29 protein-coding genes are annotated in these 26,365 nt (G+C 48.0%); 26 read left to right on the top strand and 3 right to left on the bottom strand.

What is annotated here, in order from left to right:
* Positions 1-320: 320 nt before the first annotated feature.
* The 8 genes from AC0LWT_RS18435 to AC0LWT_RS18400 all read left to right on the top strand — a co-directional run bounded on the left by AC0LWT_RS18435 (position 321) and on the right by AC0LWT_RS18400 (position 8,465).
* On the top strand, positions 321-1,643 hold the full coding sequence (locus AC0LWT_RS18435; protein ID WP_474682727.1) for an ABC transporter substrate-binding protein: 1,323 nt from the start codon (positions 321-323) through the stop codon (positions 1,641-1,643).
* Between the two features lie 117 nt (positions 1,644-1,760).
* Positions 1,761-2,645, top strand: coding sequence for a carbohydrate ABC transporter permease (locus AC0LWT_RS18430; RefSeq protein WP_474682726.1), 885 nt, complete (start codon positions 1,761-1,763; stop codon positions 2,643-2,645).
* Positions 2,645-3,487 (top strand): carbohydrate ABC transporter permease, encoded by an 843-nt coding sequence (locus tag AC0LWT_RS18425; protein WP_474682725.1) that lies wholly within the window; start codon positions 2,645-2,647, stop codon positions 3,485-3,487. The genes AC0LWT_RS18430 and AC0LWT_RS18425 overlap by 1 nt, the downstream gene beginning before the upstream one ends.
* 50 nt (positions 3,488-3,537) lie before the next feature.
* The gene (locus AC0LWT_RS18420; protein ID WP_474682724.1) at positions 3,538-4,497 is read left to right on the top strand and encodes a sugar kinase; all 960 of its coding nucleotides are present in this window, start codon (positions 3,538-3,540) and stop codon (positions 4,495-4,497) included.
* A gap of 12 nt (positions 4,498-4,509) precedes the next feature.
* Entirely contained in the window at positions 4,510-5,145 is a 636-nt protein-coding gene (hxlA, locus tag AC0LWT_RS18415) for a 3-hexulose-6-phosphate synthase (RefSeq protein ID WP_474682723.1), read from the top strand.
* The gene (hxlB, locus tag AC0LWT_RS18410; protein ID WP_474682722.1) at positions 5,142-5,696 is read left to right on the top strand and encodes a 6-phospho-3-hexuloisomerase; all 555 of its coding nucleotides are present in this window, start codon (positions 5,142-5,144) and stop codon (positions 5,694-5,696) included. Before hxlA ends, hxlB begins: the two co-directional genes overlap by 4 nt.
* 43 nt (positions 5,697-5,739) lie before the next feature.
* Positions 5,740-7,377, top strand: a complete 1,638-nt coding sequence (locus AC0LWT_RS18405) for a hypothetical protein (RefSeq protein WP_474682721.1) — start codon at positions 5,740-5,742, stop codon at positions 7,375-7,377.
* A 71-nt stretch (positions 7,378-7,448) separates the two neighbouring features.
* The gene (locus AC0LWT_RS18400; protein WP_474682720.1) at positions 7,449-8,465 is read left to right on the top strand and encodes a substrate-binding domain-containing protein; all 1,017 of its coding nucleotides are present in this window, start codon (positions 7,449-7,451) and stop codon (positions 8,463-8,465) included.
* Positions 8,466-8,596: 131 nt separating this feature from the next.
* Here the strand turns inward: AC0LWT_RS18400 and AC0LWT_RS18395 are convergent, their stop codons facing one another.
* Complete coding sequence (locus AC0LWT_RS18395) at positions 8,597-9,457, bottom strand: Fic family protein (RefSeq protein ID WP_474682719.1); 861 nt, start codon at positions 9,455-9,457, stop codon at positions 8,597-8,599.
* 323 nt (positions 9,458-9,780) lie between these two features.
* On the opposite strand from AC0LWT_RS18395, the gene AC0LWT_RS18390 reads away from it, so the two are divergent.
* The 15 genes from AC0LWT_RS18390 to AC0LWT_RS18320 all read left to right on the top strand — a co-directional run bounded on the left by AC0LWT_RS18390 (position 9,781) and on the right by AC0LWT_RS18320 (position 21,279).
* Positions 9,781-10,605 (top strand): ABC transporter permease, encoded by an 825-nt coding sequence (locus AC0LWT_RS18390; protein ID WP_474682718.1) that lies wholly within the window; start codon positions 9,781-9,783, stop codon positions 10,603-10,605.
* A gap of 14 nt (positions 10,606-10,619) precedes the next feature.
* Positions 10,620-11,660, top strand: coding sequence for an ABC transporter ATP-binding protein (locus tag AC0LWT_RS18385; RefSeq protein ID WP_474682717.1), 1,041 nt, complete (start codon positions 10,620-10,622; stop codon positions 11,658-11,660).
* 34 nt (positions 11,661-11,694) lie between these two features.
* The gene (locus tag AC0LWT_RS18380) at positions 11,695-12,915 is read left to right on the top strand and encodes an extracellular solute-binding protein (protein ID WP_474682716.1); all 1,221 of its coding nucleotides are present in this window, start codon (positions 11,695-11,697) and stop codon (positions 12,913-12,915) included.
* Positions 12,912-13,805 (top strand): ABC transporter permease, encoded by an 894-nt coding sequence (locus AC0LWT_RS18375; RefSeq protein WP_474682715.1) that lies wholly within the window; start codon positions 12,912-12,914, stop codon positions 13,803-13,805. Before AC0LWT_RS18380 ends, AC0LWT_RS18375 begins: the two co-directional genes overlap by 4 nt.
* Before the next feature lie 30 nt (positions 13,806-13,835).
* Positions 13,836-14,303: a hypothetical protein gene (locus AC0LWT_RS18370; RefSeq protein WP_474682714.1), complete on the top strand. Its 468-nt coding sequence runs from the start codon at positions 13,836-13,838 to the stop codon at positions 14,301-14,303.
* On the top strand, positions 14,300-15,289 hold the full coding sequence (locus AC0LWT_RS18365) for a CehA/McbA family metallohydrolase (protein ID WP_474682713.1): 990 nt from the start codon (positions 14,300-14,302) through the stop codon (positions 15,287-15,289). Before AC0LWT_RS18370 ends, AC0LWT_RS18365 begins: the two co-directional genes overlap by 4 nt.
* Positions 15,290-15,365: 76 nt before the next feature.
* Entirely contained in the window at positions 15,366-16,088 is a 723-nt protein-coding gene (locus AC0LWT_RS18360) for a glycerophosphodiester phosphodiesterase (RefSeq protein WP_474682712.1), read from the top strand.
* Positions 16,089-16,118: 30 nt separating this feature from the next.
* The gene (locus AC0LWT_RS18355) at positions 16,119-17,165 is read left to right on the top strand and encodes a LacI family DNA-binding transcriptional regulator (protein WP_474682711.1); all 1,047 of its coding nucleotides are present in this window, start codon (positions 16,119-16,121) and stop codon (positions 17,163-17,165) included.
* Between the two features lie 11 nt (positions 17,166-17,176).
* A complete protein-coding gene (locus AC0LWT_RS18350; RefSeq protein ID WP_474682710.1) occupies positions 17,177-18,550 on the top strand; it encodes an MATE family efflux transporter in 1,374 nt (457 codons plus the stop codon).
* Positions 18,551-18,614: 64 nt separating this feature from the next.
* Positions 18,615-19,031, top strand: a complete 417-nt coding sequence (locus tag AC0LWT_RS18345) for an ArsR/SmtB family transcription factor (protein ID WP_474682709.1) — start codon at positions 18,615-18,617, stop codon at positions 19,029-19,031.
* A 13-nt stretch (positions 19,032-19,044) separates the two neighbouring features.
* Positions 19,045-19,503, top strand: a complete 459-nt coding sequence (locus AC0LWT_RS18340) for an SRPBCC family protein (protein ID WP_474682708.1) — start codon at positions 19,045-19,047, stop codon at positions 19,501-19,503.
* 29 nt (positions 19,504-19,532) lie between these two features.
* On the top strand, positions 19,533-19,955 hold the full coding sequence (locus AC0LWT_RS18335; RefSeq protein ID WP_474682707.1) for a DUF6526 family protein: 423 nt from the start codon (positions 19,533-19,535) through the stop codon (positions 19,953-19,955).
* A 59-nt stretch (positions 19,956-20,014) separates the two neighbouring features.
* Positions 20,015-20,374, top strand: coding sequence for a TfoX/Sxy family protein (locus AC0LWT_RS18330; protein ID WP_474682706.1), 360 nt, complete (start codon positions 20,015-20,017; stop codon positions 20,372-20,374).
* A 183-nt stretch (positions 20,375-20,557) separates the two neighbouring features.
* On the top strand, positions 20,558-20,965 hold the full coding sequence (locus AC0LWT_RS18325; protein WP_474682705.1) for a type II toxin-antitoxin system RelE/ParE family toxin: 408 nt from the start codon (positions 20,558-20,560) through the stop codon (positions 20,963-20,965).
* A gap of 5 nt (positions 20,966-20,970) precedes the next feature.
* The gene (locus tag AC0LWT_RS18320; RefSeq protein WP_474682704.1) at positions 20,971-21,279 is read left to right on the top strand and encodes a helix-turn-helix domain-containing protein; all 309 of its coding nucleotides are present in this window, start codon (positions 20,971-20,973) and stop codon (positions 21,277-21,279) included.
* A 335-nt stretch (positions 21,280-21,614) separates the two neighbouring features.
* On the opposite strand, the gene AC0LWT_RS18315 is transcribed toward AC0LWT_RS18320, so the two are convergent.
* Entirely contained in the window at positions 21,615-22,184 is a 570-nt protein-coding gene (locus tag AC0LWT_RS18315) for a P-loop nucleotide/nucleoside kinase family protein (protein WP_474682703.1), read from the bottom strand.
* Between the two features lie 318 nt (positions 22,185-22,502).
* On the opposite strand from AC0LWT_RS18315, the gene AC0LWT_RS18310 reads away from it, so the two are divergent.
* The 3 genes from AC0LWT_RS18310 (at position 22,503) to AC0LWT_RS18300 (ending at position 25,390) form a co-directional block, all read left to right on the top strand.
* A complete protein-coding gene (locus AC0LWT_RS18310) occupies positions 22,503-23,297 on the top strand; it encodes an IclR family transcriptional regulator (RefSeq protein WP_474682702.1) in 795 nt (264 codons plus the stop codon).
* A gap of 29 nt (positions 23,298-23,326) precedes the next feature.
* Positions 23,327-23,965, top strand: a complete 639-nt coding sequence (locus AC0LWT_RS18305) for a bifunctional 2-keto-4-hydroxyglutarate aldolase/2-keto-3-deoxy-6-phosphogluconate aldolase (RefSeq protein ID WP_474682701.1) — start codon at positions 23,327-23,329, stop codon at positions 23,963-23,965.
* Between the two features lie 165 nt (positions 23,966-24,130).
* Entirely contained in the window at positions 24,131-25,390 is a 1,260-nt protein-coding gene (locus tag AC0LWT_RS18300; protein ID WP_474682700.1) for an MFS transporter, read from the top strand.
* A gap of 48 nt (positions 25,391-25,438) precedes the next feature.
* On the opposite strand, the gene AC0LWT_RS18295 is transcribed toward AC0LWT_RS18300, so the two are convergent.
* Positions 25,439-26,254: a hypothetical protein gene (locus AC0LWT_RS18295; protein ID WP_474682699.1), complete on the bottom strand. Its 816-nt coding sequence runs from the start codon at positions 26,252-26,254 to the stop codon at positions 25,439-25,441.
* Positions 26,255-26,365: the final 111 nt, after the last annotated feature.

The raw sequence follows: 26,365 nt of genomic DNA, 5'->3' as shown, positions 1-26,365 counted from the left end.
TGTAATTCATGTTAGTTATATCACGAGGCGACATTTGCAATGTTGCTTTCTCATTCGGGAATTAGAAAAGTCGGAAAATAAAGATTTTTGTTGTAAAATAGCGAAACATATAGTACTATCGATTCATAAACCGATTTAGTAAATCGGTTTATGAATCGATAGTACATAACAAGTCGTCCAATTCGGCGCTACTGCCGTATCGTATCTGGAAGCGATTTCCCGGCAGACGAATCTTAGGAGGTGATTAAGAGCTGTGCATCTTAGTTAACATCCCGGTTGTTGAGGAGATTTGACATGTTAATCAAAAGGGAGGACAAAAAGTGAAAACGTTCACTTACGCAAAACCGTTAGTTTTAGTGACAGCATTATCTATGGTTCTTGCCGCATGCGGCGGCAATAGTTCAAGCGGTTCGGAGAGCAAAGGAACCGGTGGCAATACTAACGCCAGCGACTCAAGTAAACCTGTTAAAATTTCGTTCCTGAATTCGAAAGGGCAGATCCAGGCGGCAGCCGAGGAAGCTGCGAAAGAGTTCACCAAAGCAAATCCTAATATTACAGTGGAAGTATTGACAGTGGCAAGCGGCCAGTCTCCGTTCGAGAGGGCATCTGTGTTGTATGCATCAGGCAATCCTGCAACACTGAACATGCTGGATGCAGGCGACATTGTTAAATTTCAAGATAAGGCTCTCGATTTATCCGGAGAACAATGGGTGAAAGACCTCGCGCAGCCTAATCAGCTCGACGGAAAAACGTTAGCTTTCCCGTTTGCAGTAGAAGGCTACGGGCTTGTCTACAACAAAAAAGTTCTGGATAAGGCAGTCGGCGGCACATTCGATCCCTCCACAATTAACTCCGCCTCTGCACTGGAAGCGCTCTTTAAAAAGATTGAGGCTTCCGGAACTGCGCCATTGATCATCGGCGCCATGCCATGGTCTTTGGGCAATCATTTTATCCCGATTACGTATGCTTCTCAACCGAAAGGCGATGTTAACGCGGTCTTGAACGATTTAAGAGCCGGTAATGCAAAGCTGGCCGACAATGCTGTGTTCAACGGTTTGCTTGATACTTTTGATATGATGAAAAAGTATAACAAACGGAAAGGCGATCCGCTCGTTGTAACCGCTGATGATATTGCTGCCGCCGTAGCAAAAGGCGAGGCAGGAATTACATTCAACGGAAACTGGATGATCAGCCAATTGGATAGCGTGCAACCGAACGGGGAGTACGGCTTCATACCGGTTCCGACCAGCAATGACGCAGCCGATAAAAAGAACGCTTCGATCCCGGTGGGCGCCACGAAACAAATATTTATAGATAAAACGGCAGCTACGCCAGCTCAACAGGAAGCGGCCAAGAAATTTTTGAATTGGATCGTATATGAAGGAGCAGGTCAAGATTTCTTGGTCAATAAAGCAAACATTCTTCCCGCTTTCAAAAATATTAAGCTGGAACCTAAAGATTCGCTTGCCAAATCAATCAAAACATATATGAATGCCGGCAATACGCTTCAATTCGGTGCCAATTATGTACCTGGCGATCACTCCAAAGTGATTGGCGCATCTATGCAAAAATATCTTGCAGGCGAGTCCGACCGCGCCGGATTAATCAAAGAAATCGAAGGGTACTGGAAGGATAAAAAGTAGTTATCTTTTTCAGTCAAGTCCACTGCGATAAGCAGCGAAAGGCGATGGATGAGAAGCGGTTCGCTTCCATCCGTCGGCTTTCCGAAGTTAAATCAATGAGAGCGGAGTAGATCCCAATTGATCTCAGAAAAAAGTCTAACTAAAAAGATAGGCAACCAACTTTTGTATACCGGACCGGCGACATTGATCTTTTTCATGGTCATGATCGTTCCATTTCTTTATGGTATTTATTTAACTTTTTTTAAGTGGGATGGCATTTCGCCCAATATGCCGTTTGTGGGATTTGAAAACTATATCGGGGTTTTTCATGATGCGAAATTTTGGAAATCGATGTGGATTACCATTAAATATGTCATCGCCACGGTTTTTCTAATAAATGCAGTAGGGTTTTTATTAGCTTACTTGGTAGTATCAGGGATCAAAAGTCAAAGTTTCTTTCGTGCGGCATTTTTCACACCAAGCTTAATTGGCGGTTTGGTTCTAGGATTTCTGTGGCAATTTCTATTCAATAACTTCTTCGTAAATATCGGCACTAAATACGGGCTCGCTCTATTAAGCAAATCTTGGTTGGGCAGCGCGGATAAAGCGTTCTGGGCTTTGGTCATCGTCACCGTATGGCATTATGCAGGCTATATGATGGTTATTTTTATCGCCGGCCTTATGAATGTCCCCAAAGATATTATGGAGGCATCGACAATCGACGGTACAAGCAGATGGCAGCAGCTTATCCATATGACACTACCCTTGATGGTTCCTTCGTTCATTGTGACGATCTTCCTTTCTTTGCAGAGAGGGTTCATGGTTTATGATTTGAATTATTCCTTAACCGAAGGCGGTCCCTTTGGAAGTACGGTGTTTGTTTCTATGCATGTATTCGACAAAGCGTTTAGAAGCTACGATTACGGCATGGGACAAGCGGAGGCATTTGTGCTGTTCTTCATTGTTGCAGCTGTAACGATTATGCAGGTATATTTCAGCAAGAAAAAGGAGGTCGAAATATAATGGAGACCCGCCTCCTTGCCCGGCAGGTGTCGATTTATTTGATAGTTGTAGCGGCGCTGATATTTAGCATGCTTCCATTTGTTCTGCTTTTGATTAACTCCTTCAAAACGAATGCGCAAATTTTGGCTTCACCTTTTAGCCTGCCTGCAACTATAGATTTCATAAATTTTAAAATGGCCATCCAGCAAATGAATTATTTTAGGAGTTTTATCAATACAGTCATCATTACATTCAGCAGCGTACTGATCATATTGCTGTTCTCGTCCATGACGGCTCATTATTTTGTAAGAAATAAATCGAAGTTGAACAGCACCCTGTTCTTGCTGATGGTGTCAGCGATGATTATTCCGTTTCAAGCGATTATGATCCCGCTGGTCAGTATTTATGGAAAGATGTTTGGCTGGATAACCGCAATGCCGCAGCCAACTTTGATTTTCATGTATATCGGATTCGGCACTCCGCTGGCCGTGTTTATCTATCATGGATTTATCAAAAGCGTTCCGCTTGAGTTGGAACAAGCAGCTCAAATAGATGGATGCAATCGTCATCAAACATTTTTCAAGGTTGTGTTCCCGATCTTGCGTCCTACTTCCGTGACGATCGCGATTTTGCATATTTTATGGATCTGGAACGATTTCTTATTGCCGTTAATTGTTCTTCAAAATGCGGGCAAAGAGAACCGTACATTGCCGCTGGCGATACAAGTGTTCAAGGACATTTATTCCACGGATTATGCCAAATTTTTGCCGGGTATTTTATTGATTACTTTGCCTGTCTTACTCATCTATCTTTTTGCTCAACGATACATCATTCAAGGCGTTATGCAAGGAGCTGTTAAGTAAAGCTAAGAAGTTTGACAAACAACAATTTTGCACAGAAAAGAGAGATCATTTTGGATAAGAGTCTGGATGTCATTACAATAGGAGACGGCATGGTGACAATGAACCCTAAGAGCAAAGGGCCGCTGCGCTATGTCGCTGATTTCGAACGCAAAGTTGGCGGGGCCGAATTAAACCTGGCGATCGGTTGCGCCCGATTAGGCATGAAAGCAGGGTGGATTAGCCGGCTTGGCGATGATGAATTCGGCAGGTACATTTATAATTTTGCAAGAGGCGAAGGCATCGATGTGTCCAATGTCAGGTTGATGGAGGGATTCACCACATCGGTAAATTTCAAAGAGATATGGGAAGACGGCGCCGGGCGCACATTTTACTACAGGACGAATTCGCCTACGCTTACGATGAAAGCTGAAGATTTGCCGTTGGAAGACATCAAAAACTCCAGAATTCTTCACATAACCGGCGTATTCTCGGCAATCCGTCAAAACGATATGTCCGTCATTCACAAGGCGATAGAGACAGCGAAAAACAATAATGTCTTAGTGGCATTCGACCCTAATATCCGTTTGAAACTGTGGTCGAAAGAAGAGGCGAGACAATGTCTCACACAATTGCTTCCCTACGTCGACATTTTGCTTACGGGCGAAGAAGAAGCCGAATTTTTGCTTGGCATCAGTGATCTGGATGAGATGATACGGAAATTTACGGAGTACGGAATTGGCCGTATTGCAATCAAACAAGGATCTGCCGGCAGTGTAGGTTATTATGAGGGGCTAAAGATTAACATGCCTGCCGTAAAAGTAAATACGATCGCAGATACTGTCGGGGCCGGCGACGGATTTGACGCGGGTTTCCTGTTGGGAATCGTAAGAGGGTGGCCGCTTGAAAGAACGCTGACTTTTGCGAATACAGTGGGATCCATGGTTGTAAGCGTATCGGGAGATAATGAGGGGCTTCCGTATTATGAAGAGGTTTTGCAAAAACTTGGGGTAAGAGAGTTTATTGAACGATAAGAGGGTGTTAGCTTGAAGCTGCAATTGGCATTGGATCGGTTGACGCGGCAGGAATGTCTGGAAATCGTCGAAGAAGTGAAGGATCTGATCGATATCATCGAGATTGGAACCGGGGTTATCAAGCAATATGGAGTAGACATCATTTCAGATTTGAAGCGGAGATACCCCGATAAGACAATGTTGGCCGACATGAAGACTTGCGATGCGGGAAAGCACGAGACGGTGCAAGCTTTGTCCGCTGGAGCCGACATTTCGACGGTGATGGCATTCTCAGCCGAACAAACAATCAAGGATGCGTTGGAAGCAGCCCGTTTATCGGGCGGACAAGTCATGATCGATTTGTTGGGGATACAGGACACGGGTTCAATCGCCCGATTGTATGAACAGGGAGCCCGCCTCTTCTCCGTACATATAGGAAAAGACATGCAAGGACGACAGGGAGCAGGGTTAAGGGAAGCGGAAATGATTTCGTTCCTGCATACTCTGGAGGGGATCGATTTTGCGTATGCAGGGGGAATAACGGCTGATTCCATAGAACGAATTGTCCAATATAAACCGGCTATCGTTATTGTCGGAAGTGCCATTACGGGATCCGCTCATCGAAGAGAGATAGCCGAAACCATCAGAAAGAAGATGATCCGATTATGAAAAATTTGCTTGTCCAAATGAATAGCGAAGTTGCCGCGGTATTAGATCGAGTGAGCGAAACGGAGTTTGCAGCTTTTGGCAAAAGAATGAAAGGGGCTTCCAGAATTTTCGTTGCGGGCGAGGGCCGGTCCGGATTAATGGGGAAAGCTTTTGCCATGCGTCTTATGCATGCAGGTTTCAACGCATTTGTGGTTGGCGAAACGATTACACCGAGTATTCGCCCGGAGGATGTGTTGGTGGCGATCTCCGGTTCAGGAACTACGGAAGCCGTTCATTTATACGCAAGTCAAGCGAAAAAGAGCGGAGCATCCGTCTTGCTCATCACGACCAATCGGAACTCGAAAATTGCGGAGTACAGCGATCTTGTCTTAAGAATTCCGGCTGCGACCAAATTAAGGCTGGAAGATGAGCCGCCTACGATTCAGCCGCTCGGCAATCAGTTCGACCAAAGTTTGCACATGCTGCTTGATGCCGTGGTTATCGACATTTTGGATGAAACGGGCGATGCAAGTTACAAAGAGATGGCGCGGCGCCATTCGAATTTGCAATGAGGATGAGGCTGACGGTTATCGGCATGCGAAAGGAAGTTATCCAATGAAATTGTATAATAATATCATTCTGCCGGACGAATGGCCGCCCAAATACGAAGAGGTCGCTCTGGATAAACCGCTGCCGTCGGATTATAAGGCGTATTGGCCGGAGGTCGTGAATATTTCGATCGGAAGGCAATTGTTCGTCGATAGTTTTGTCATTGAGGCCACGGATTTGACGACCCAATATCATCAGCCTGTTCTTATGGACCGGCCTGTATTTGAACCGGAAACTCCGCTTGAAATGAACGATGGATACTGTTCGTGCGCATGCCCTTTCAATGACGGCATTTTTTATGACGACACCGATAAGAAGTTTAAAATGTGGTACCAGGCGGGCTGGTTCGACGGGGTCGGTTACGCGGAAAGCGATGACGGAATCCATTGGGAGCGATTGTCGGAACTTTACCCGGACAGGCAGGACGACAGAGTGATCCCGTATGAATCCGGAGCGCTCCGCGACGGGTCGGCCGTATGGATCGATTACGAGGCTACAGATGCAAGCGAGAAATATAAAATGCTAGTATTTTTCCGGAAATATGATTTTGAAGTGAAATATTATCATCGGATGCCGAAGCATTTTCATGATATTCCCGGCTCTGTCCCGCCTATTGAGGTCATCAAATTGTATAAGTCGGCAAACGGCATCGATTGGACCGAGATGGGGGAAACGACCCTTGCCGGAGACAATTCCACATTTTTTCAAAACCCGTTTACGAAAAAATGGGCTTTCAGTTTGCGAACATTCTCTTCATTAGATAGCCGGGTAAGGACAAGAGGCTACTATGAAACGGATGATTTCTTCCGGGGCTCGAAGTGGAAGAGCGAGGAAGTCCGCTTTTGGTCAAGAACAGATATTTATGATTCTCCGGATCCGAAGCTGGGTTACTATACACAGTTATATAATTTGGATGCAACCCCTTATGAAAGTATGATGTTAGGTGTTTACAGCGTATTTATGGGACCGCCTAACCCTATTTGCGAGCTTACCAAAATGCCCAAAATCAATGACCTGAAGTTGGCTTACAGCAGAGACGGCTTTCATTGGGACCGGCCTACTTATGACAATTTTATTTCGTCTTCGCGTGAAGCGGGTACATGGAATTACGGATATGCGCATTCGCCTAATGGCGTGTGCCTCGTTGTAGGGGATGAATTATATTTTTACGTATCTTTTTTCTCCGGTCAATCTCCTAATTTCGGTACCCATGAATATTCGGGAGGCAGTGTGGGACTGGCCAAGCTGCGAAGAGACGGTTTCGCCTCATTGACCGATGAAGGAAAAGGCGGGTATGTCACAACCAAGAAAATGGAGTTCAATGGTAAATATTTGTTCGTGAATGTCGACTCAACCGAAGGTGCAATCTATGCCGAGCTCCTGGATGAGGAGTCCAATGTCATAGACGGGTATTCCAAGTCGGATTGCATCCCGGTTACAACGGATAGTACGAGTGTACAAATCAAATGGAGAGACCGGGCGCTGGAAGAGTTGAATCACAGCATCATACGGGTACGTTTTTATTTGGAGAATTCGCAATTCTACGCTTTCTGGATTTCTGCGGATCTTGAAGGACACAGCAACGGATATATGGCTGCCGGCGGACCTTCTTTCCGGCATGGCGTCGATACAAAGGTTGATTAAGAAATTAACGTAATGTTAATATAGGTCTAAAAAACGAATGGATATTGGCTCTGAGTGAGGGGGTGACCAACATGATTAAAGGTAAGAAAGCTACGCTCTTCGACGTTGCGGAAACGGCCAAAGTATCGAAAAGCACCGTCTCGCAGTATCTAAATCAAAGATACGAATATATGTCGGCCGAGACAAAAATGAGAATTCAACAGACCATAGAAGCACTGGGGTACCAGCCCAATGTTCTTGCCAGAAGTCTGAAACAAAAAACAACCTCGACGATAGGGGTTATCGTAGCGAATCTGCTGCATCGGTTTTCGACTGAGATCACTCGAGCGATAGAAGACTACTGTCATGCACATGATTACCATGTTATTGTTTGTAATACGGATGAAGATCCGTCCAAGGAAAAGAAGTACATCGATATGTTAAAAGCTAAACAAGTGGACGGATTGATTATCATACCTACCTGCCAAAACAATGAAGTTTACGAGCAGCTCGTGAATGAACATTTTCCGGTCGTTTTTTTGGATCGAAAAGTTGAAGAACTGCCGATCAATATGGTCGTGATGGATAACATTCATTCCGCCTACACTTGCACTTCTCATTTAATAAGCAGAGGCCATAAGCAGATTGCCATCATCACGCCTCCGCTCAATATCAGCACGCGGTCCGAACGGATTCAAGGATATAAGGCCGCGCTTCAAGACCATGGGATTACGTTCGACAAAAACTATGCCAGAAGCGTGAATATCAATGAGGTCACCCGGCAGTTGGATGAATTGTTTCAATTGGAAAAGCCTCCGACGGCTTTGTTAGCCGGTAACGATTTGGTTCTCATGGAAATTTTGCCTTATTTGCTTGAAAAAAATATCCGTGTTCCGGATGATTTGGCATTAGCCGTGATCGATGATGTCAATTTTGCCGATTTTGTCAGCCCTCCATTGACCACTTTCAAGCATCCGTCGGTGGAAATGGCGAATAAAGCCGCCGAATTAATGCTCGGCCAAATCAAATCAAGAGAACTGCCGGATATAGGCTCAAATGTCATTTCCTTTACCGGCAAATTACAAGTAAGAAAATCGTGCGGCGCTTAGAGCGCAAATGCGACGTTCCTCATCGCAATTCGCTATGTTACAACTGCGAAACCTGTAGTATTCCGCCCCCCTGAAAGACAAGCGAGCACTGTGTCCCCAATTGTTCCGGAGGCCAGTGCTCGCTTTCTTGGCTAATCTACGATACAAACGATATATTCTCCGCGGCCGCTTCCTGACTTAATAACGCCCAGGTCTTTAAGCCTTGAAATGTTCTTGGCAATGCTTGAGGGTGAAGCTTCTAAAGTGTTGTCGAACAATTGTCTATGAAATATTTCTCCGTCATTCATTCTACTGATCCATTCGAACATTGTTTTGGCATGCCCTTTGCCCAGTAATTCACGAATATGTTTAATTCTATCGTAACGTTGAAGTTCTTTGAGAACCTTGGTAAGCGATGCGTTGACACACTCCAGATAAAAAACAATAAATGGTTTTAAGTTTCCTTGAGTTGCAGCCATAAGCGTGTCATAGTAATCCTCGATGCGTTTATCAAAGAATTCTTCTACACTGAATGCATCCTTAATCGTGGCAAGATCGTTGTGTATTAAACCGACCAAAGTAGAAAATGCCCGTGCTGTTCTTCCATTACCGTCAGGAAAAGGATGGATATAACCTATTATATGATGGGTGATTCCAGCAATGATCAGGGGATGGATTTTTTTTTCATGGTCAACATGGGTCGTCTCATACGGGTTTGCATATCCGGTCACACTAGTGTAAAGCCAAGAGAAGTATGCCCGCATGAGACGCGGAACTTCGTTAAATGCCGGAGGCTGGTAACTGATTTGCCCATCGCCATCATGAAGGGCTGCTGGAATATGCCTATATCCTTCAGGATAACCGGTTAAATTACTCATTAAAGTATGTTGTATTTTTTTTAGTACAGGTTCATCCATATCCGAAAAATCTTTGTTTGGATTTAAACTATAAATAAACTCGTAAGTTTCAAAGACGTTTTTTACTTCAATTTGTGCTTTTTGTTTAATGGTCATTGGATTTTTTTTGTAGCTCTGATAAAGCTGCTCAACCTCTCTGAACTCCAGCTTATTCTGTTCAATTTTGGTTGTGAAAAATGCCCCTTTCTGCTCTTAACAAATTCATTAAAGTATCTTGAACAGTTCTTAATATTTTAAGCGATTATATTTTACAATCGACGATTAAGCTGTAATAGAGTTCGAGAAACAAGGAGGCACAAAAATACGGATATGAATCGTTTTTGGTCGAAATTGGTATCGATACCAATTTTGGGGGCCAATGCAAAATCAATTGCTTTTCAAATTGGTATCGATACCAATGCAAAAGGAGGTGATTTACGATGAGCTGGTATTTCAAAAGCTTGGGTAAAAGAAAAATTGTTGAGTTTATTATTTTCGCAGTGTTCGTCTTCTTTTTCCTGGGTCCGCTTATCAATCTGGCGCTGCTTGCATTCTCGGGAAAATGGCAGTACCCGGCTGCGCTGCCGCAAAGCTGGTCGCTGGACTGGTGGACATTCGTGCTGTCCCAACCGGAAATTTTGAAGTCGATTAGCTTGTCTTTCCTGATTGCCTTCGTAGTGACGTTACTGTCGATCGCCATCTGCATTCCTGCAGCTTATGCTTTCGCGCGCATTCAATTTCCGCTGAGCAGGTGGTTCCTGTTTTCGTTCCTGCTGACCAACGCCTTTCCGAAAATGGGGTTATACGTGGCCATCGCGGTGCTCTTTTTCAAAATCGGCTTGATGAATACTTTTTTGGGCGTTGTTCTCATTCATGTTATCAATACGTTGATGTATATGACATGGATCCCGGCCGCTTCTTTCAAAAGCGTGCACAAAGCGCAGGAAGAAGCCGCAAGAGATGCGGGGGCGGGTCCGTTTCGCGTCTTCTGGAATATTACGCTGCCGATGGCTCTGCCGGGAATTATCGTGGCTTCGATCTTTACTTTCCTGTCCTCTCTGGATGAAGCGCAGGGAACGTTTATGGTAGGAATGCCCGACTTCAAAACGATGCCGCTGATCATGTACGGAGCGGTGCAAGACTATCCGGCAACGGCCGGTGCCGTGTTTTCCATCATCTTGACGCTGCCGACTATCATTTTGCTGCTGGTATCGCGGCGTTTTGTCAGCGCGGATGTGATGTCCAGCGGCTTCACCATGAAATAGCAAGGAGGCAGGCAATGACTGCTCAAGTTCAATTATCGATTCAAAATTTGTCCAAACGCTACAAAACAGGCGATGGCGTGACGGGGATCTCCTTCGATATCCATCGCGGAGAGCTCGTTACTTTGCTGGGCCCGTCCGGCTGCGGGAAAACGACGGTGCTCCGCTCGGTCGGCGGTTTTTTGGAACCTGATTCGGGAGATATCCTGATCGCGGGCAAAAGCGTGCTGCACCTGCCGCCGGAGAAGCGTCCGACCGCCATGGTGTTTCAAAGCTACAATCTGTGGCCGCACATGAACGTCTTCGAGAATCTCGCCTTCGGCTTGAAGATTCGCAAGATGAAGAAGGAGCAGATTCAAGAAGCGGTTGACCGGGCGCTGAAGCTCGTCCGCCTGCCCGGCGCGGAGAAAAAACGGCCGACCGAGCTGTCGGGCGGCCAGCAGCAGCGCGTCGCCGTAGCCAGGGCGCTGCTGCTGGAGCCGGCGGTTCTGCTGCTGGACGAGCCGTTCTCGGCGCTCGACGCGAAATTGCGCGGAGAGCTGCGCGAGGAGCTCCGGGAAATTCAGTCGGCGACGAAGCTGACGATGATGTTCGTCACGCATGATCAGGAAGAGGCGCTGTCGCTGTCTGACCGGATCATCGTCATGAACCGCGGCCGCATCGAGCAATCCGATTCGCCGCAAGCTATTTACGACGCCCCGCAAACGCTGTTCGTCGCCAACTTTATCGGGCGCATGAACATGATGGACGGGGGCGCGCAGAACGGAAGCATTGCGCTGCAAAACCTGCAGCTTGCCGACCCCGGCAGCTTGAGCGGAGATGTCGTCGTCGCTGTCCGGCCGGAGGATGTCAAATGGAATGACGCCTCGCTGCCCGGCCTTGCCGCTACCGTGAAGCAAGTAATGGTTCTCGGACATTATGCCGAAATAACACTGCTGACCGAAGCGGGCATCGTGCGCATGTTCCTTCCGCGGGAACAAGCGCAGGAGCTGACCGGCGGGCAATCGGTTTCGCTTACCTTTTCCAAACATGCCGCTTATCCTAGATCATCGGTTTAACAACGCTTTTCACATACAAGGAGGATGACAAAACATGAGTATCCATTTTGGCTTTGGCGGATTCAAACAAACAGGTAAGGTGCTGCTTCTTACTTCTCTTTCTGCGGTAACGCTGCTGGCGGGCTGTTCAACAGGCGCGGGCAACGGAGCAAAATCCGGTGCGGCAAGCACGCCAAGCGGAACAAGCGCGGCAAGCCCCGCCGGCGCAAGCACAAGCGGCCCGACGGAAATTGCGTTTTATTTCAGCGGATCGCAAAACGTGCAAGAACTGTGGACGCATTTGAAAGAATTGTATGAGAAAAAGCAGGACAAAGTGAAGGTTAAGCTCGTTTACATTCCGTCCGGACAAGGCGAGCAAGCAACGATGAACCGGATTGTAGCGGCCAAGAAAGCGGGCAACAGCACGATCGATGTCGATCTTTACGAAGCCAACGGAGGGCCGGATATGGCCACCGACAAAAAAGAAAATCTTTTCGAAGAGCTGGACGTCAAAAAAATCCCGAACATCAGCTTGATCAACCCGGCGAATATGAAAGATATGGGCAATAAAGCGATTCCTTACCGCTCTTCATCAGTCCTTCTCGCCTACAACAGCGCTAAAGTGTCGAGTCCGCCGAAAACGCTGGACGAGCTGTACACATGGATTCACGAGCATCCGGGCCGCTTTGCGTACAATGACCCGGCAACCGGCGGTTCCGGCGGATCGTTCGTACTCACGGCGCTTTACAAATCTTTGCCTGAAGATGCGATCCACAATCAGGACAAAAACATCGAGCAGCAGTGGGATAAAGGATTCGAACTGCTCAAAAGCTTGTCCAAAGACATGTACCAAAAAGGCGTGTACCCGAAGAAAAACCAAGGTACGCTCGATTTGCTCGCGAACGGCGAAGTGGATATGATTCCGGCTTGGTCGGATATGGCGCTTGAGCAAATCAACAAAAAGCTGCTGCCGGAAACGACGAAGCTGGCGCAACTTGAACCTGCATTTACCGGCGGTCCCGGAAGGCTGACAGTGCCGAACATGTCCCAGCACAAAGAAGCGGCATACGACTTCATCAACTTTGTTTTGAGCCCGGATGCGCAAGCTGAAGTTGTCAATAAAATTTACGGCTTCCCGGGCATCGAATGGTCTCATATGCCAGGGGACCTGCAAAAAAAATTCGAAGGCGTGTCCGTCAACTACCGCTCCTTCAACCTGGGAGAGCTGGAAGCTGACGCTATGAAACGCTGGCAAAGGGAAGTCGCCGGTCAATGAGCGAGCATAGCCTGACCCGGCCGATGAACGTCGGGAAATCGTCCAAGCCGGCATGGTTCGACCGCGGAGCGAAACGCTCCGCGCTCGGGCTTTTCATGGTGCTGCCCTCCTTTTTGCTGCTGCTTTTTATGATCGTGGTGCCGATCGTCACCTCCATTCAGGAAAGTTTGCGCGGGCACGAAGGTCAATTCACTTGGGATAACTACAAGTTTTTGTTTACCGATCCTGCGATGTTGAACAACATCCGCTTTACGCTTCAACTGACGATCGTTTCGGCGGTGCTCGTGCTCTTCATCGCTTACTTGCTGGCCGTTTTTTTACGGTTCAGCACAGGCCGGATGGCGAAGTGGATCGAACGGCTTTACTATATTCCGATGTTCATTCCATCGGTTATCGCCACGTACGGCATTATTAATATGTACGGCAATCATGGCTGGCTGGCCCGAATTATGATGCTTTTTACGAGTGCGCCGTTTATGAAGGTGCTGTTCGACTTCAAAGGGCTGCTGCTGGCCAATTTGTGGTTCAATATCCCGTTTGCGACCATGCTGCTTAGTTCCGCCCTTTCGGGGATTCCGAACGCTCTGATTGAAAGCGCGAAGGATGTGGGGGCCGGAAAAATTCAAATATTTACGCGAATTATTTTTCCGTTATCGTTTAAATCGATGCTGGTAGCCGCCACATTTGTCGTTATGGGCATTATCGGAAGCTTTACCGCTCCGTTTCTTATCGGCCCGAATGCGCCGCAAGTGCTCGGGGTGGCGATGCAGCAGCAGTTTTCGGTTTATTTTGAAACCGGTATTTCCAGCGCTTGCGCTGTGTTCATGTTTGCCATCTGCTCCTTGGTCGGTTATTTCTATATTCGCAGCATGATGCAGGATGACAAGTAAGGCCATCACGGTAAAAGGGGAACCCGTTCAATGAAAGATCTTCTGATCGTAGAAGGGAAGTTGACTCCGCTCAGCTCAAAAACGCATATTGCGTATCAATTGTATATACCTGAAGCTGTGGAAAGCCTGCATATCGATTTCAGCTACAGCCCCAAAACACTCGACGACACGGACATGTCCCGCGTATTGATTGAGGATGCTATTGACCGATATGTTCGCCCGTCTCAAAAGTCCGTCTACATGGAGCAATGGGAAAAGTTCGCTCCGCTGAAAAATTTGCTGACGCTATCGGTAGACGACCTGCAGGGCTTCCGGGGATCGGCGCACCGCCACCCGAACGACCAGCATCATGTGCTGTCGCCCCGGGAAAGTTCGCCGGGCTTCTTGGCCGGCCCGATCCACGAGGGCGTATGGCGGGTGACGATTAGCGTGCATTGTGTGATTACGCCGGAATGCCGTTATCAATTAAGCATTCGCGAAGGAGAACAACAATCATGAATTGGCTTCCATTTGAACTGCACACTCACACGCCTCACAGCGACGGTATTCATACGCTCGCGGACATGTGCCGGAAGGCGGCGGAACTGGGCTTGAGAGGGATCGCATTGACGGATCACAACACGGTATCCGGGCTCGCCGATGCGGCTCAAGTCACCGAAGAAACCGGAATATGCATCGTCCCGGGCATGGAATGGACGACGTTCTACGGGCACATGCTGACGCTGGGCGCTCCGTACTGCGAGTGGCGCGATCTTGGGCCGAAGGATATCGGCAAAGGCATCGAGCGAGTCCACCGGCAGGGCGGGGTCGTCGGTATCGCTCATCCGTTCGCCCTGGGGAGTCCCATTTGTACGGGGTGCCATTGGGAATATGATATACAAGATTGGCATCAAATCGACTATATGGAAGTATGGCATGAAACGCTGCCACCTATTCGCAATCATAACGAACCCGCTTTCGAGCTATGGACGGGCTTATTGAATCAAGGAGTCCGCATCGCCGCTACGGCCGGACGGGACTGGCATCATTCGAGCGGGGAAAGCGATCCTCCGGCTTTTACATATCTGGGGATATCCGGGGATGAGCATGCCGTATCGGCGTCGTCGGCCGTCGAAGCGATCCGCTCGGGCCGCATATGCGTAAGCATGGGGCCGCTCGTGACGCTTGAAGTTCAGGCGGGCGGACGAATTTACGGTATCGGCGACGCAGTTCCGCCGGACCGGTTGGCGCAAGGCGAAGCTGTGGACCTTGTGGCCCGGATCCATCAACGGCAAAGCCCGGCGGAGACGCAGGCCCATACGGTCATTGTGGAATCCAATCTGGGAGAGCTATGCCGAGGCAGCCTATCGGCAAATGCGGCGGAGTTCCGCTGCGCGATTCCGGCGGAAGGGCTCATATGGCTGCGGGTTCGCCTGCAAGGCTTGTTGGGCGGGGCGTTAGCGAACCTTGCTTTTACGAATCCGGTCTATTTTGAAGCCCGATAACACGCTGCAACTGTTACATGCGCGAAGCGATGTCAGTTGTCAGCAAAATTTGAATAATGTACGAGGAGCGAATGCAATGGACACTATGCCCCTGATTATTGCGCATACCGGATGCGAAGGCACGCCGGATAACACTCTGGAGTCGTGTATTGCCGGAAGAAACGCCGGAGCGGAAGTGCTTGAGGTGGACGTGAGGGCGACCAAGGACGGGATTTGCGTGCTGTATCACGACGATCATCCTTGTTTCTCCGAGCTTACTTACGAGGAATTGCATGCGCAGAACCCTTTACAGCTGCAGCCGGGCAAAGAATTGGAAAGGCTGGAAACGGTGCTGCGGGAATTTAAGGGACAGCCGGTCTCTTTTAATTTGGATATCAAAAACGATGAGGCGGCGCTTCCCGCCATCGGTCTGCTTGAAACTTTGGATATGTGGGACCAAATCTATTTTACGGGCGACACAAGTTTAATTACAAAATCTCCATATCATGGTAGAGTAGTGTGGAATACACCGGCACAGCTGAAAGACATGAGCAGCGCGGATTATGAAACCGCTGTACGGCAAATATGCGGCATGGCCAAACAGGCAGGGCTTGCGGGCGTCAATGCGGACTATCCTTCGTGCCGTCCAGGCTTGGTACAGTGCGCCCACGAACACGGCCTGAGGGTCTGGATCTATACGCTGCAGGACAGCCGGTTGTTTACAGCATATGCCGAAATGAAGGTGGATGCCGTTTCCACTCTCGATGTGAGCGGGCTGACGGCTTTGCGGGTTCGGATGCAGGCATCTTCTCCTTCCTGAACTTAGATCGGAAATGAGGACAGCAGCATAATGGGTGTGAAAATCAATGACGTAGCCAAAGCGGCAGGCGTCTCCGTCACGAGCGTATCCAGAGTTTTGAACAAAGGCGATCATGTGAGCGAGAAGCTTGAAAAGAAAGTGCGTCAAGCGATCGAGCAGTTGAACTACTCGCCCAGTCTGATTGCGAAAAGTCTGAAGCGGAATAAGACGAATCTGATCGGGGTTATTATCCCTGACATAACGGGCAATTTTCAGGCGTCTATTCTGAGCAACATCGAGGAGACGGTAGGGCGCAAAGGCTATAACCTGCTCGTTTCCAACATCGTTGAAGATACCGACAAAGTCGTGAAATATTTGAATGTTTTTCAAGAGATGCGCGTCGACGGCATTGTGCTTATGCATGAAAAGCTGAATGAGCATATCCGGCTTTTTTTGCAAAAAAACCAAATCCCGCTCGTCGTCCATGCCGATCTGGGCATGAATTTGCCGACGGTCATGATCGACGACTTCAAAGCTGCTTACGATGCGACAACGTATCTCATCCGCCTCGGCCATCGGCGCATTGCCATGATAGCGGGAGATATGCGGGATCTATGCGCGGGCAGAAAGCGTTACGACGGGTACCTGGCTGCTTTCAAAGATAATGGAATAGAGGCGGACGAGTCGATTGTCCGGTTCGGCGACTACAAGCTTGCTGCCGGCTACCGGTTAATGAACGAGCTGCTTAACGAAGCCGGCGGGACGTTTACGTCCGTATTTGCCGCGAGCGACGATATGGCGGTTGGCGCCATGAACTGTATGTATGATCGCCAATTGCGCGTGCCTGATCATATTTCCGTTGTGGGCTTCGACGGCATCCAAATTTCCGACGTAGTAAGGCCTAAGCTCACGACGATCCAGCAGCCCGTGGATCAAATAGGCCAAGTTACCGTTGAGCTGCTTATGGAACTTATCGAGCGCAACAACGGCCATTCGCAAAGTCCGCCGACGGGAAGGACAATCGTGCTGGAACACGAACTGGTGGAGAAAGCCACCTGCCGCAGAATCAATGAACAGATCGGCTCCTTGAACAAATAAAAGGAGGATTTATGGCAGTACAACAACAAGAGCGGCAATTAACTTTGTTCGGATTAATGGGTCCCATTTTTTTGGAACAATTTTTGCAAACGGTTATTTTGAACATCGACACGCTCATGCTCAGCAAATACTCGGATCGCGCGGTAGCCGCCGTAGGCGTGGCTAACCAAATTTTGACCGTCGCCCAGCTTCTGTTCGGATTCGTGACCTTCGGACTCAGCGTGCTTATCGCTCAACTGATCGGCGCAGGGAAAGAGCGGGAGGCTGCCAAAGTGACCTCGATTTCGATGGGGTTGAACATCATCTTGGGCGTGATCGTAAGCATCGTACTCGTTATTTTTGCCGACCCGCTGTTGAACATGATGAAGCTGCCTGCGGAATTAATGAATGATGGAAGCGCATTTTTGTCAATGATAGGAAGTTGCTTGGTTACGGTAGCTATAATCGGTACGGCAGCTGCGGTTTTGCGGATGCATGGTTTTGTGAAGCCTACGCTTTTGTTATCTTTTTTTGTCATTACTATAAATATACTTGGAAATTACTTGTTCTTGTACGGACCTTTCGGCATTCCGGTGCTCGGCGTGCAGGGGGTTGCCATTGCGACAAATGTGAGCCGGGTGATCGGAGTAGGGATTGCCTTATGGATGCTTGTCAAATTTTTGCGGTATCTTCTTTCCTACCGGGATATGTTTCGCCTGCCGATAAGCTACGTCAAGGAAATTATCAGGATAGGGATTCCGTCCGCGGGAGAAAATATTTCTTACAGCGCTTCACAAGTTTTTATTACGTATTTTGTTTCCATGCTGGGCGTTTCGGCTTTGACTACAAAAATATATACCCAGAACATGACGACTTTCGTGTTTCTGTTTTCGGTTTCCATCGGACAAGCGACGTCGATTTTGATCGGCCGCCTGGTTGGAGCGGGCAAGCATGAAACCGCTTATCGCGTTTGTTACCGCAATTTGCGGATCGGCCTGCTGATTAATTTTGGCGTAGGCTGCTTGCTGGTGGCTTTTTCCGATACCCTCCTCGGTATATTTACGAACGATCCGGAAGTCATTAGCCTCGGGAAAACCTTGATGCTGCTGTCGCTCGTGCTTGAAGCGGCGCGCGCATGCAACGTGATTGTCATTGGAGCGCTAAATGCGGCCGGGGAAGTCAAATTCCCGGTGTATATGGGGCTGATTTGCATGTGGGGCATCAGCATCCCACTCGCCTATCTGCTCGGTATCGTATGCCACCTGGGGATGCCGGGCATATGGCTGGCTTTTATCGCCGACGAAGGGCTGCGCGGTATCGGCATGCTGCTGCGCTGGCGTTCCCGGAAATGGCAGCACATCCGCTTCGCGATTGTGAGCGGCACCAAAAGCAAAGTAAACGGGTGAACCGGGCGTTTTCCCGCCCATTTCGTCAGTTAATGTCAGTTGCGTCTATTGAGTGGCGCTGCTGATGGTACTGGCGCTTTTTGCAATTGGTAAGTTTATCAACTTGACAATGCGCATGAACAACATTATATTTAACCATATGGTTAAGTATCATGACGAGAATGTTTTAAACGACGTTTTTTCCGTTCTTTCCGATCCGACGAGACGAGAGATGATTACGCAGCTTGCCAAAGGCGAGATGACGGTCATGAAATTAGCCGAGCCTTTTAAAATGTCATTGCCTGCGGTGTCCAAACACCTGAAGGTTCTGGAAAAGGCTGGGCTAGTTTCTGTGCGCAAAGAAGGGAGGTATCGCTATTATTATCTAAATCCGGCGTCAATTGACTGTGCGAATCAGTGGTTATCGGACCTGCGGCAATTCTGGACGTCGCAATTATCCAGACTGGAACGCTTTTTGGACCAAAATACAAACAACAATTAAAGGAGCTATATTAATGATCAATATGCAAGCAGGTAAATTTACACTACAGCTTACTTATAACTACAAAGCCGGCAGAGACAAAGTGTTTCAAGCATGGACGCAACAAGAGCAGCTGCAGCAATGGTGGGGACCGGAAGGTTTTACGACGACCGTTGATCGCATGGATGTTGTTGAAGGAGGAAGCTACCGCTTCATCATGCATGCTCCCAATGGAGCCGATCATATTCTTGGCGGCAAGTATGTAGCGATTATTCCGAACGATAAGCTGGTTTTTACTTGGAAATGGGAGCACGAAGGCTCCGGCGGAGATCAAGAGGATACGGTGGTTACCATTGAGTTTGTGGAGCAGGGTACAGGAACTGAGCTTCTAGTTACGCATGACAATTTCTCCACACAGGCTGAAGCGGAAAATCACAACAAAGGCTGGAGCAGTACCCTGGAAGCCAGCTTCAAAACTTATTTGGAACAATGATCCGATAAATAAAACGAGGAGGTTCCTTGGTGTCTAATCAAAATTTTCAGAATCACAAAAGATTCCACCCGATTTATCATTATTTTTTATCATTGCTTTTACTGGTTATATTGATCGTAACTGTCACCCTTGTCGTCCGAGAAGGTCTAAGCCTCTCTTCGCTGCTCAGTCTGCTGATTTTCATCTATATAGCAGTAAGTTTCTTCTTAATGAGGGCTTACCCGTTAAAAGCGCAAGACAGAGCCATCAGAGCCGAGGAAAACTTGCGTCATTACGTTCTTACAGGAAAACTGTTGGATTCCAGGCTTACTTTTGCTCAAATTGCCGCTTTGCGTTTTGCAGGCGATGGGGAATTTCCGGAATTATGCCAGAAGGCGGCTTCGCAAAATCTGAGCCCCACGGACATTAAAAAAGGAATCAAGAACTGGAAAAGCGACAATGATAGAATATAGCGGCGGGGCCGCGGCTCAAATCTTAACTTACAGTTGTTGAAAAGAGGCATGCACACTCCATGTTACGTCCTGACGATGAATCCAAAGCTTTATTCGCAGCTGCTGTGCCGGGTGACCCGCGGGTTAAGATCAAACCGATGTTCGGCTCTTTGGCCGGCTTTATTAACGGCAATATGTTTACCGGCCTGTATGGACAGGAACTCTTCGTCCGTCTGCCGGAAGAACGGCGCTTGCAACTGCTCCAAGAAGGCGCGACCGAGTTCGCTCCAATGCCGAATAGGCCCATGAAGGAATACGTTGCGATTCCCGGGCAATGGCGGAACGATCCGGATAAAATTACCGGATTGATGGCCGAATCGCTATCATGGGCGGAAACCTTGCCCGAGAAAGTACCGGCAAAGAAGAAGAGCAAGAAGTAGGCGGGGCAATGAGGCGATTTGCCAATTAAACAAAGTGGGCACTTCCGTATAAAGGATGTGTCCATTTTGTTTAGTTTGGGAGTGACGAAATTAGTCAGCTTATAACGTTTGTGTTATAATTATAACAAATTAGTTATATTTTTTGTTAATTCTGCATAAGATAAAATATAAGGGGTCGCTCCGGTGTACAAGTATGAATTCGCTAGTTTGCCCGAAGTCGATGAATTCATTAAGGACCTTGAAGCTAAGAAAAACAGCGGTGACAAAAACGCAAGAATTATTTTCGAAAAGATAGTTTATTGTATAGAACGCGTTCGTATGCAAGGACTTCGTGCCGGAACAAAAATAATTAAGGACCTAAAGGGCAAAGAAAATGACAATTTGTATGAATTGAGACCGCTTGATGAAAGAATATTTATGTGCCTTTGGAATGGAAATCACTTTATCATGTTGTCACATTATAAGAAAGATGCTGATGAAACTGATGAGCTTGAATTGGCAAAGGCAAGACGGTTAAGAGACAAATATATGAGAGAACATCCGGTTGAAAATATCAAGGAAAAAATGAAGAACGGCAAGAAAAGGAGATGATACTTATGAAAACTTGGGACAACATGGTCAACGAAATGAGCTCTGAGAGTCAAAAGGAGATTGAAGTTATTCGCAAGCGGACAGCAATGGTTGTTATGCTGATCGAATTAAGGGAAAGCAAAGGATGGACACAAGCTGAGTTGGCGAAAAGAGCAGGCATGAAACAATCAGCAATAGCTCGGTTTGAGGGTGACACAACAGCGCCTCGTATTGATACAATTATTAGAGTGGCTATGGCTCTTGATGTGGATCTCGCCTTAGTGCCTTCAGATCATTCAGGTCACCACCAAGCAGCGGCAGCATCCTGGGTATAATCTTGATATGCATTACCCACAAAGGCGAACCGTGGATTTCCAAGCCACTGTTCGCCTTTATTTTGCCTATAAAGTCTTGCCGTTCCCCCGCAATCATTCACCCTTGAACGAGTTGGTTTGCAGGTCGGCGTATAGTCGATCGGGTGCGGTTGAACAGGAGTAGGCCAGCTTGTTTGACAAATCGGCTAATGTTAGCCGGATTTGATGTTTTGCGCCTGTGCCGCTGCCGATCCAAAACCGCAAATCCTCGGAATCAACCGACCAACCGACCGACGTCAAAATGGAATAGCCAGCCCGCGGCTGCCTGGCCGCGCTTTTGGAAAGGCTGCCGCCCTTTAAAGCGATATCGCTTGATTGAGCTTTTCGATGTCTACTTCAGCGTGGCTATTGTCATACCGTTTGATTTCGATATCTTCCCATAAACATTGCTTGTTTTGCAGGCTTTGCACATAAGTATCCCAGTTGGCAAATTTCCAGGCATCCCGTTCCAGCGCCCGGGCCAACATTCTTTCTTTAAGCACCGCAAAATCGATCGTGACTTGCAGAACCAGCGTTCTTACGTTCCGCCAGTCATATTTTTCTTTTAATTGGCGGATGTAATCTTTATTTGCAAAATAACCGAGGAAAGGCGCATCCAGAACTACAGACCTGCCGATCTGCAAGTTGTCGTTAGCGATGTCCAGCAAGGTTTGATATTCAAGCCCCATGACCACGTCGCTGTAAAAAACGTTGCCGTCGCGCTCATGCGGGGAGTATCCCTTGGATTCCAGCAAAAGGCCGGTAAATTTGTTGCAAACGACGTCTTTATCGAGATAGCAAAAGTTATAGTCCGATGCGATCCGTTTACCGATCGTTGATTTTCCGGATGCTGCCGCACCGATTAAAAAAATAACTGTAGGCTCCAAAACACGTACCTCCCGAAAAAACTGATGTTATCATGTAAGCGCATTACCAAAATGGACTGTAAATTCACATATGTGAATTTGATTCTAAATAGCGAATCATTATATTTAGATTATCCGATTCTTTACCGCAATTCAATATTGATTCGCAAAATAATATTTGCCATTAATTATTTTCCTCTCCCACTGGGGCAAGATAATTTTTTGGCCGGGGATATTGAAATTATTTAACCACGTGTAATATACTTGAATCAATATTCGTATCCACGAAACGAATTCACATATGCGAATTATAAGCGCAATTTATTTAAAGGAGAATCTATGGAAAAATTTCGCGTAAATAAATCGGCGGAACGGGCACTGGATCTTTTGGTCCTGCTTTCCAAGAGCGGCTCTGCCCTGACTTTAAATGAAATTTGCAAAGAGATGGGCTTGCCGAGGAGCAGCGGGTTTGAATTGGTTCAAACGCTGCTGTACAAAGGCTTTATCGAATTCGATGACGAGCGGCTGAAAACGTATCGTCTGGGCCTTGGAGCTTTTGAAACCGGAATGGCTTACCTGTCCAATATGGGAATTCCTCATCTTGCCAGACCTTTGCTGCAGGAGTTGAATAAACAGACGGGCAGCACGGCTTTTCTGGGAATAGAAGATAAAGGAAAAATTGTTTACCTGGACAAAGCGGAAAATTACTCGGTTGTGCGGCCGACGGCCAAACTAGGCTCGCGAAGATTTATGCACACAACCGGTCTTGGAAAAGCGCTGCTGGCCGCATTGCCTGACGAAAAGATTCAGTACATTGTGGGCGACGGCGATATTCCCGGAAAGACGTCTTATTCGAAAGTGACTTTGCCCCATATTTTGCAGGATATGAAAGAGATACGCGAACGGGGTTACTCGATTGACGACCGTGAAGATAACCTGGAAATGTACTGTATCGGCTCGGCTGTGTATGACCAATCGAATCAACCGGTTGCGGCGATCAGCGTTGCAAGCATGTATGCCGGAATGACGCCCGAGCGCGAGGAATTGATTGTCAAGTTGGTTACCAACACGGCTCTGAAGCTTTCCCGTCAATTGGGATACAGCGGCGAAAAGTTATACATGCATTACGAATAAATGAAAACTCAACCGGAGGGATAACCTATATGTGGAGAAAATTGGACAATCTAAACAAAATTTCGGAAAGCGGAATTGTTCTCATCATTCGTTCCGATAGTGAGCAAGAAGCGCTGGCAGTCGCTGAAGCAGCGATTGAAGGCGGAATTAAAGTGCTGGAAATTACAATGAGCGTGCCGAATGCGCTGCAAGTGATCAAAACCTTGTCTAACAAATATAGCCAAGTATTAATCGGCGCGGGCACGATTTTGGATGGCGAAACCGCCAGAGCGGCTATTTTGGCCGGTGCCGAACTTCTGGTAAGCCCGCAGTTGAATCCGGAAATGATCAAGATGGCCAACCGGTACCAAGCGATTACGATCAGCGGGGCATTCACTCCAAAAGAAGTTTTGGAAAGCTTGGAAGCCGGCGCGGATATTGTGAAGCTGTTCCCGGCTGAAGTCGTTGGGCCGCAATATGTAAAAGCGATCAAAGCGCCGATGTCGCAAGCTCCGATTGCACCGACAGGCGGCGTTACCCCGCAAAATGTGCACGAATGGCTGCAAGCAGGCTGCGTAGGGGTTGGCGTGGGCAGCTACATTACGAAAGCGGCGCAAAAAGACGGCGATTATCGAAAAGTGACCGCTGCGGCAAAAGAGTTTCTTCAAGCGGTTGCCGCGGCACGCTAATTTCCGGTGAGGCTCGCCGGGACTTGATGCCGCTATGGCGGTTGGTATCAAGTTTTCCCGGCGCCGCCGGTTTTTATAGGCGCAGGCAGTCGGCGCTTTTAGCCGATACATGCAAGCGCGTTCAAATAGACAAATATTATTTTAACAAGGGAGTGTTTAGTCGTCATGGCTAAAGCAGCATTACAACCAGCTCCGGCTGTAAGCAAAAAACGTTGGTTTTTTGTCATTCTGATTTTGATTGGGGCAATCGTCAACTATTTGGACCGTTCCAATTTAAGCGTTGCCAATCCGCTTATTTCCAAAGAGTTCAACTTGTCTCCGCTGCAAATGGGCGTATTGCTGTCTGCATTTTTGTGGCCGTATGCCTTGGCCAATCTTCCGGCAGGCTGGCTCGTCGACCGGGTGGGGCCGCGGAAAATGTTTGCCTGGGCAAGCGGCTCGTGGTCCGTCGTCTCGGTATTGAGCGCCTTCACGAGCAGCTACTCTATATTTTATACGCTTCGCGTATTGCTGGGCATTTCCGAATCGCCCTTCTTTCCTTCGGCTGTAAAAGCGATTAACAACTGGTTTTCCAAAAAAGACCGCGGGACGCCGCTCGCCGTGATCAACACCGGTTCGCAGATTGCCAACGGTATAGCGCCCCCGCTGCTGACCGCGTTAATGCTGTCTTTTTCCTGGAAAATCATGTTCATCATCATTGGCGCTGCCGGTTTGGTTGTTATGGCTATATGGCTGTTCACGTATAGAGATCCGAAGAATGGAGAAGTCATTCAAGAGGATGAACAACCGGCCGAACAACAAGCTGCGGCAAAAATAAGCTGGGGCGATCTGTTTAAATACAAATCAACCTGGTTCATGATTATCGGCAACTTCGGTCTCGTATATACGATGTGGACGTTTTTAACCTGGCTGCCGGGTTACCTGGTGCACGATCGCGGCTTAAGTATTTTGAAAACCGGATGGATCGCTTCAATCCCTTTCATGGTGGGCATTATCGGCGTACCGCTGGGCGGCATTATTTCCGATTACTTTATCCGTAAAGGCTATCAACCGATCAAGGCGCGCAAAATTCCTCTCGTTTGCGGTGCGATTGTGGCAGCGGCTGCGGTTATTCCGATCCCTTATGTTTCGAGCATTGGCGCTTGCGTAACTTTGCTGGCGGTAGCTTACTTCGCTTCCTCCGTGCCGACAGGCGTTATTTGGACGCTGGCAACGGACGTAGCGCCGAAAAACATGGTAGCTTCGCTTGGCTCCATCCAAAACTTCGGCGGATTTGTGGGCGCATCGCTTGCGCCGATTGTTACGGGCGCGATCGTTCAGGCGACAGGTTCATTTGAATACGTATTTCTCGTCGGCGCGGTCTTGCTTGTAGTTTCGGCGATCAGCTACGGAATTTTCCTGAAAAAGCCGATAACGGCTCAATAAGCGATTCCGTCCGGGGAAGCCGGATATTAATCGGTGATCGTCGTTATTCTATGGTATTTGTGCCTTCGCGGCGGAAAGAATATCGCTGATCTTGGTTTCAAGCTTATAAACTTTTTGCTGTTCTTCACAGATTTGGCGTGAAAGGGAGACTACGGATGTGAGCGTGCCAAGCACACTGCCGGCGTCTCCTTTTTTTGCCGCTTTTTTGAACGCTGTCCATACTGGAGTTACGTTCGTTTCGATCGTATTGATCGCTTTTTTCTTGGCTTTGAGCTGCACATTGACAGGGTCCGCATCCGACAGGGTGGCGCGAATTTTTTTCGCAGTCTTGGAGGCGGTCTCTTTGGCCGTTCGCCATGCTTCTTCTTTTGTTTTTATGTTGGCGCGCGCCACCTGAACCGGGATTTTCAAAACGTTGATCTGAAAACGAACCATGCCGACGAGGTCCTTGTTATTAATCAAACGCGCTGCATCAAGCTGTTTATTTAATGAGCTGTACTGGTCTAATAACGGTTTGTATCGTTCTCGCGTTTGAACGGCGTCGGCTTCCAGTTTTTCAAGTTTGGCGGCGTCGATTTGCTTGATTTGTTTCTGCAGCGCGGCCAAAGCTTCCCCGTTCGCTGTATGCAGCGCACTGGTTTTTTCATCCCATTCCCCGGTCTGTTTCTGCAGCGTCAGCAGTTCGTCGTACAGGGATTTGATCTTGGCTGCCTGCGTGCGGTCCGCATTCGTGATCGTTTGGTCGAGCGATGTCCGGATGGAGGCGGTGATATCGAGCGAAGCGGCTGCCGCGGCCGCCGGAAAGGCGGAAACAAACAAAAGAGCGGCGAGTAGAACTGCGAAAAATTTGCCAGTGATGTTCAACGTAAATCCTCCCTTGAATCGTTAGAATGAGAAGCGGACCGCAACAAAAAAAGCACCTGTAAGAAAGGCATTCAGCCTTCTCTTACGGGTGCTTCCGTCGTAAGCGATCAA

The organism is Paenibacillus sp. sgz302164 (assembly GCF_056120505.1).
The sequence above is the reverse complement of the archived record's forward strand: the minus strand, read 5'-3'. Positions and strand labels throughout refer to the sequence as shown.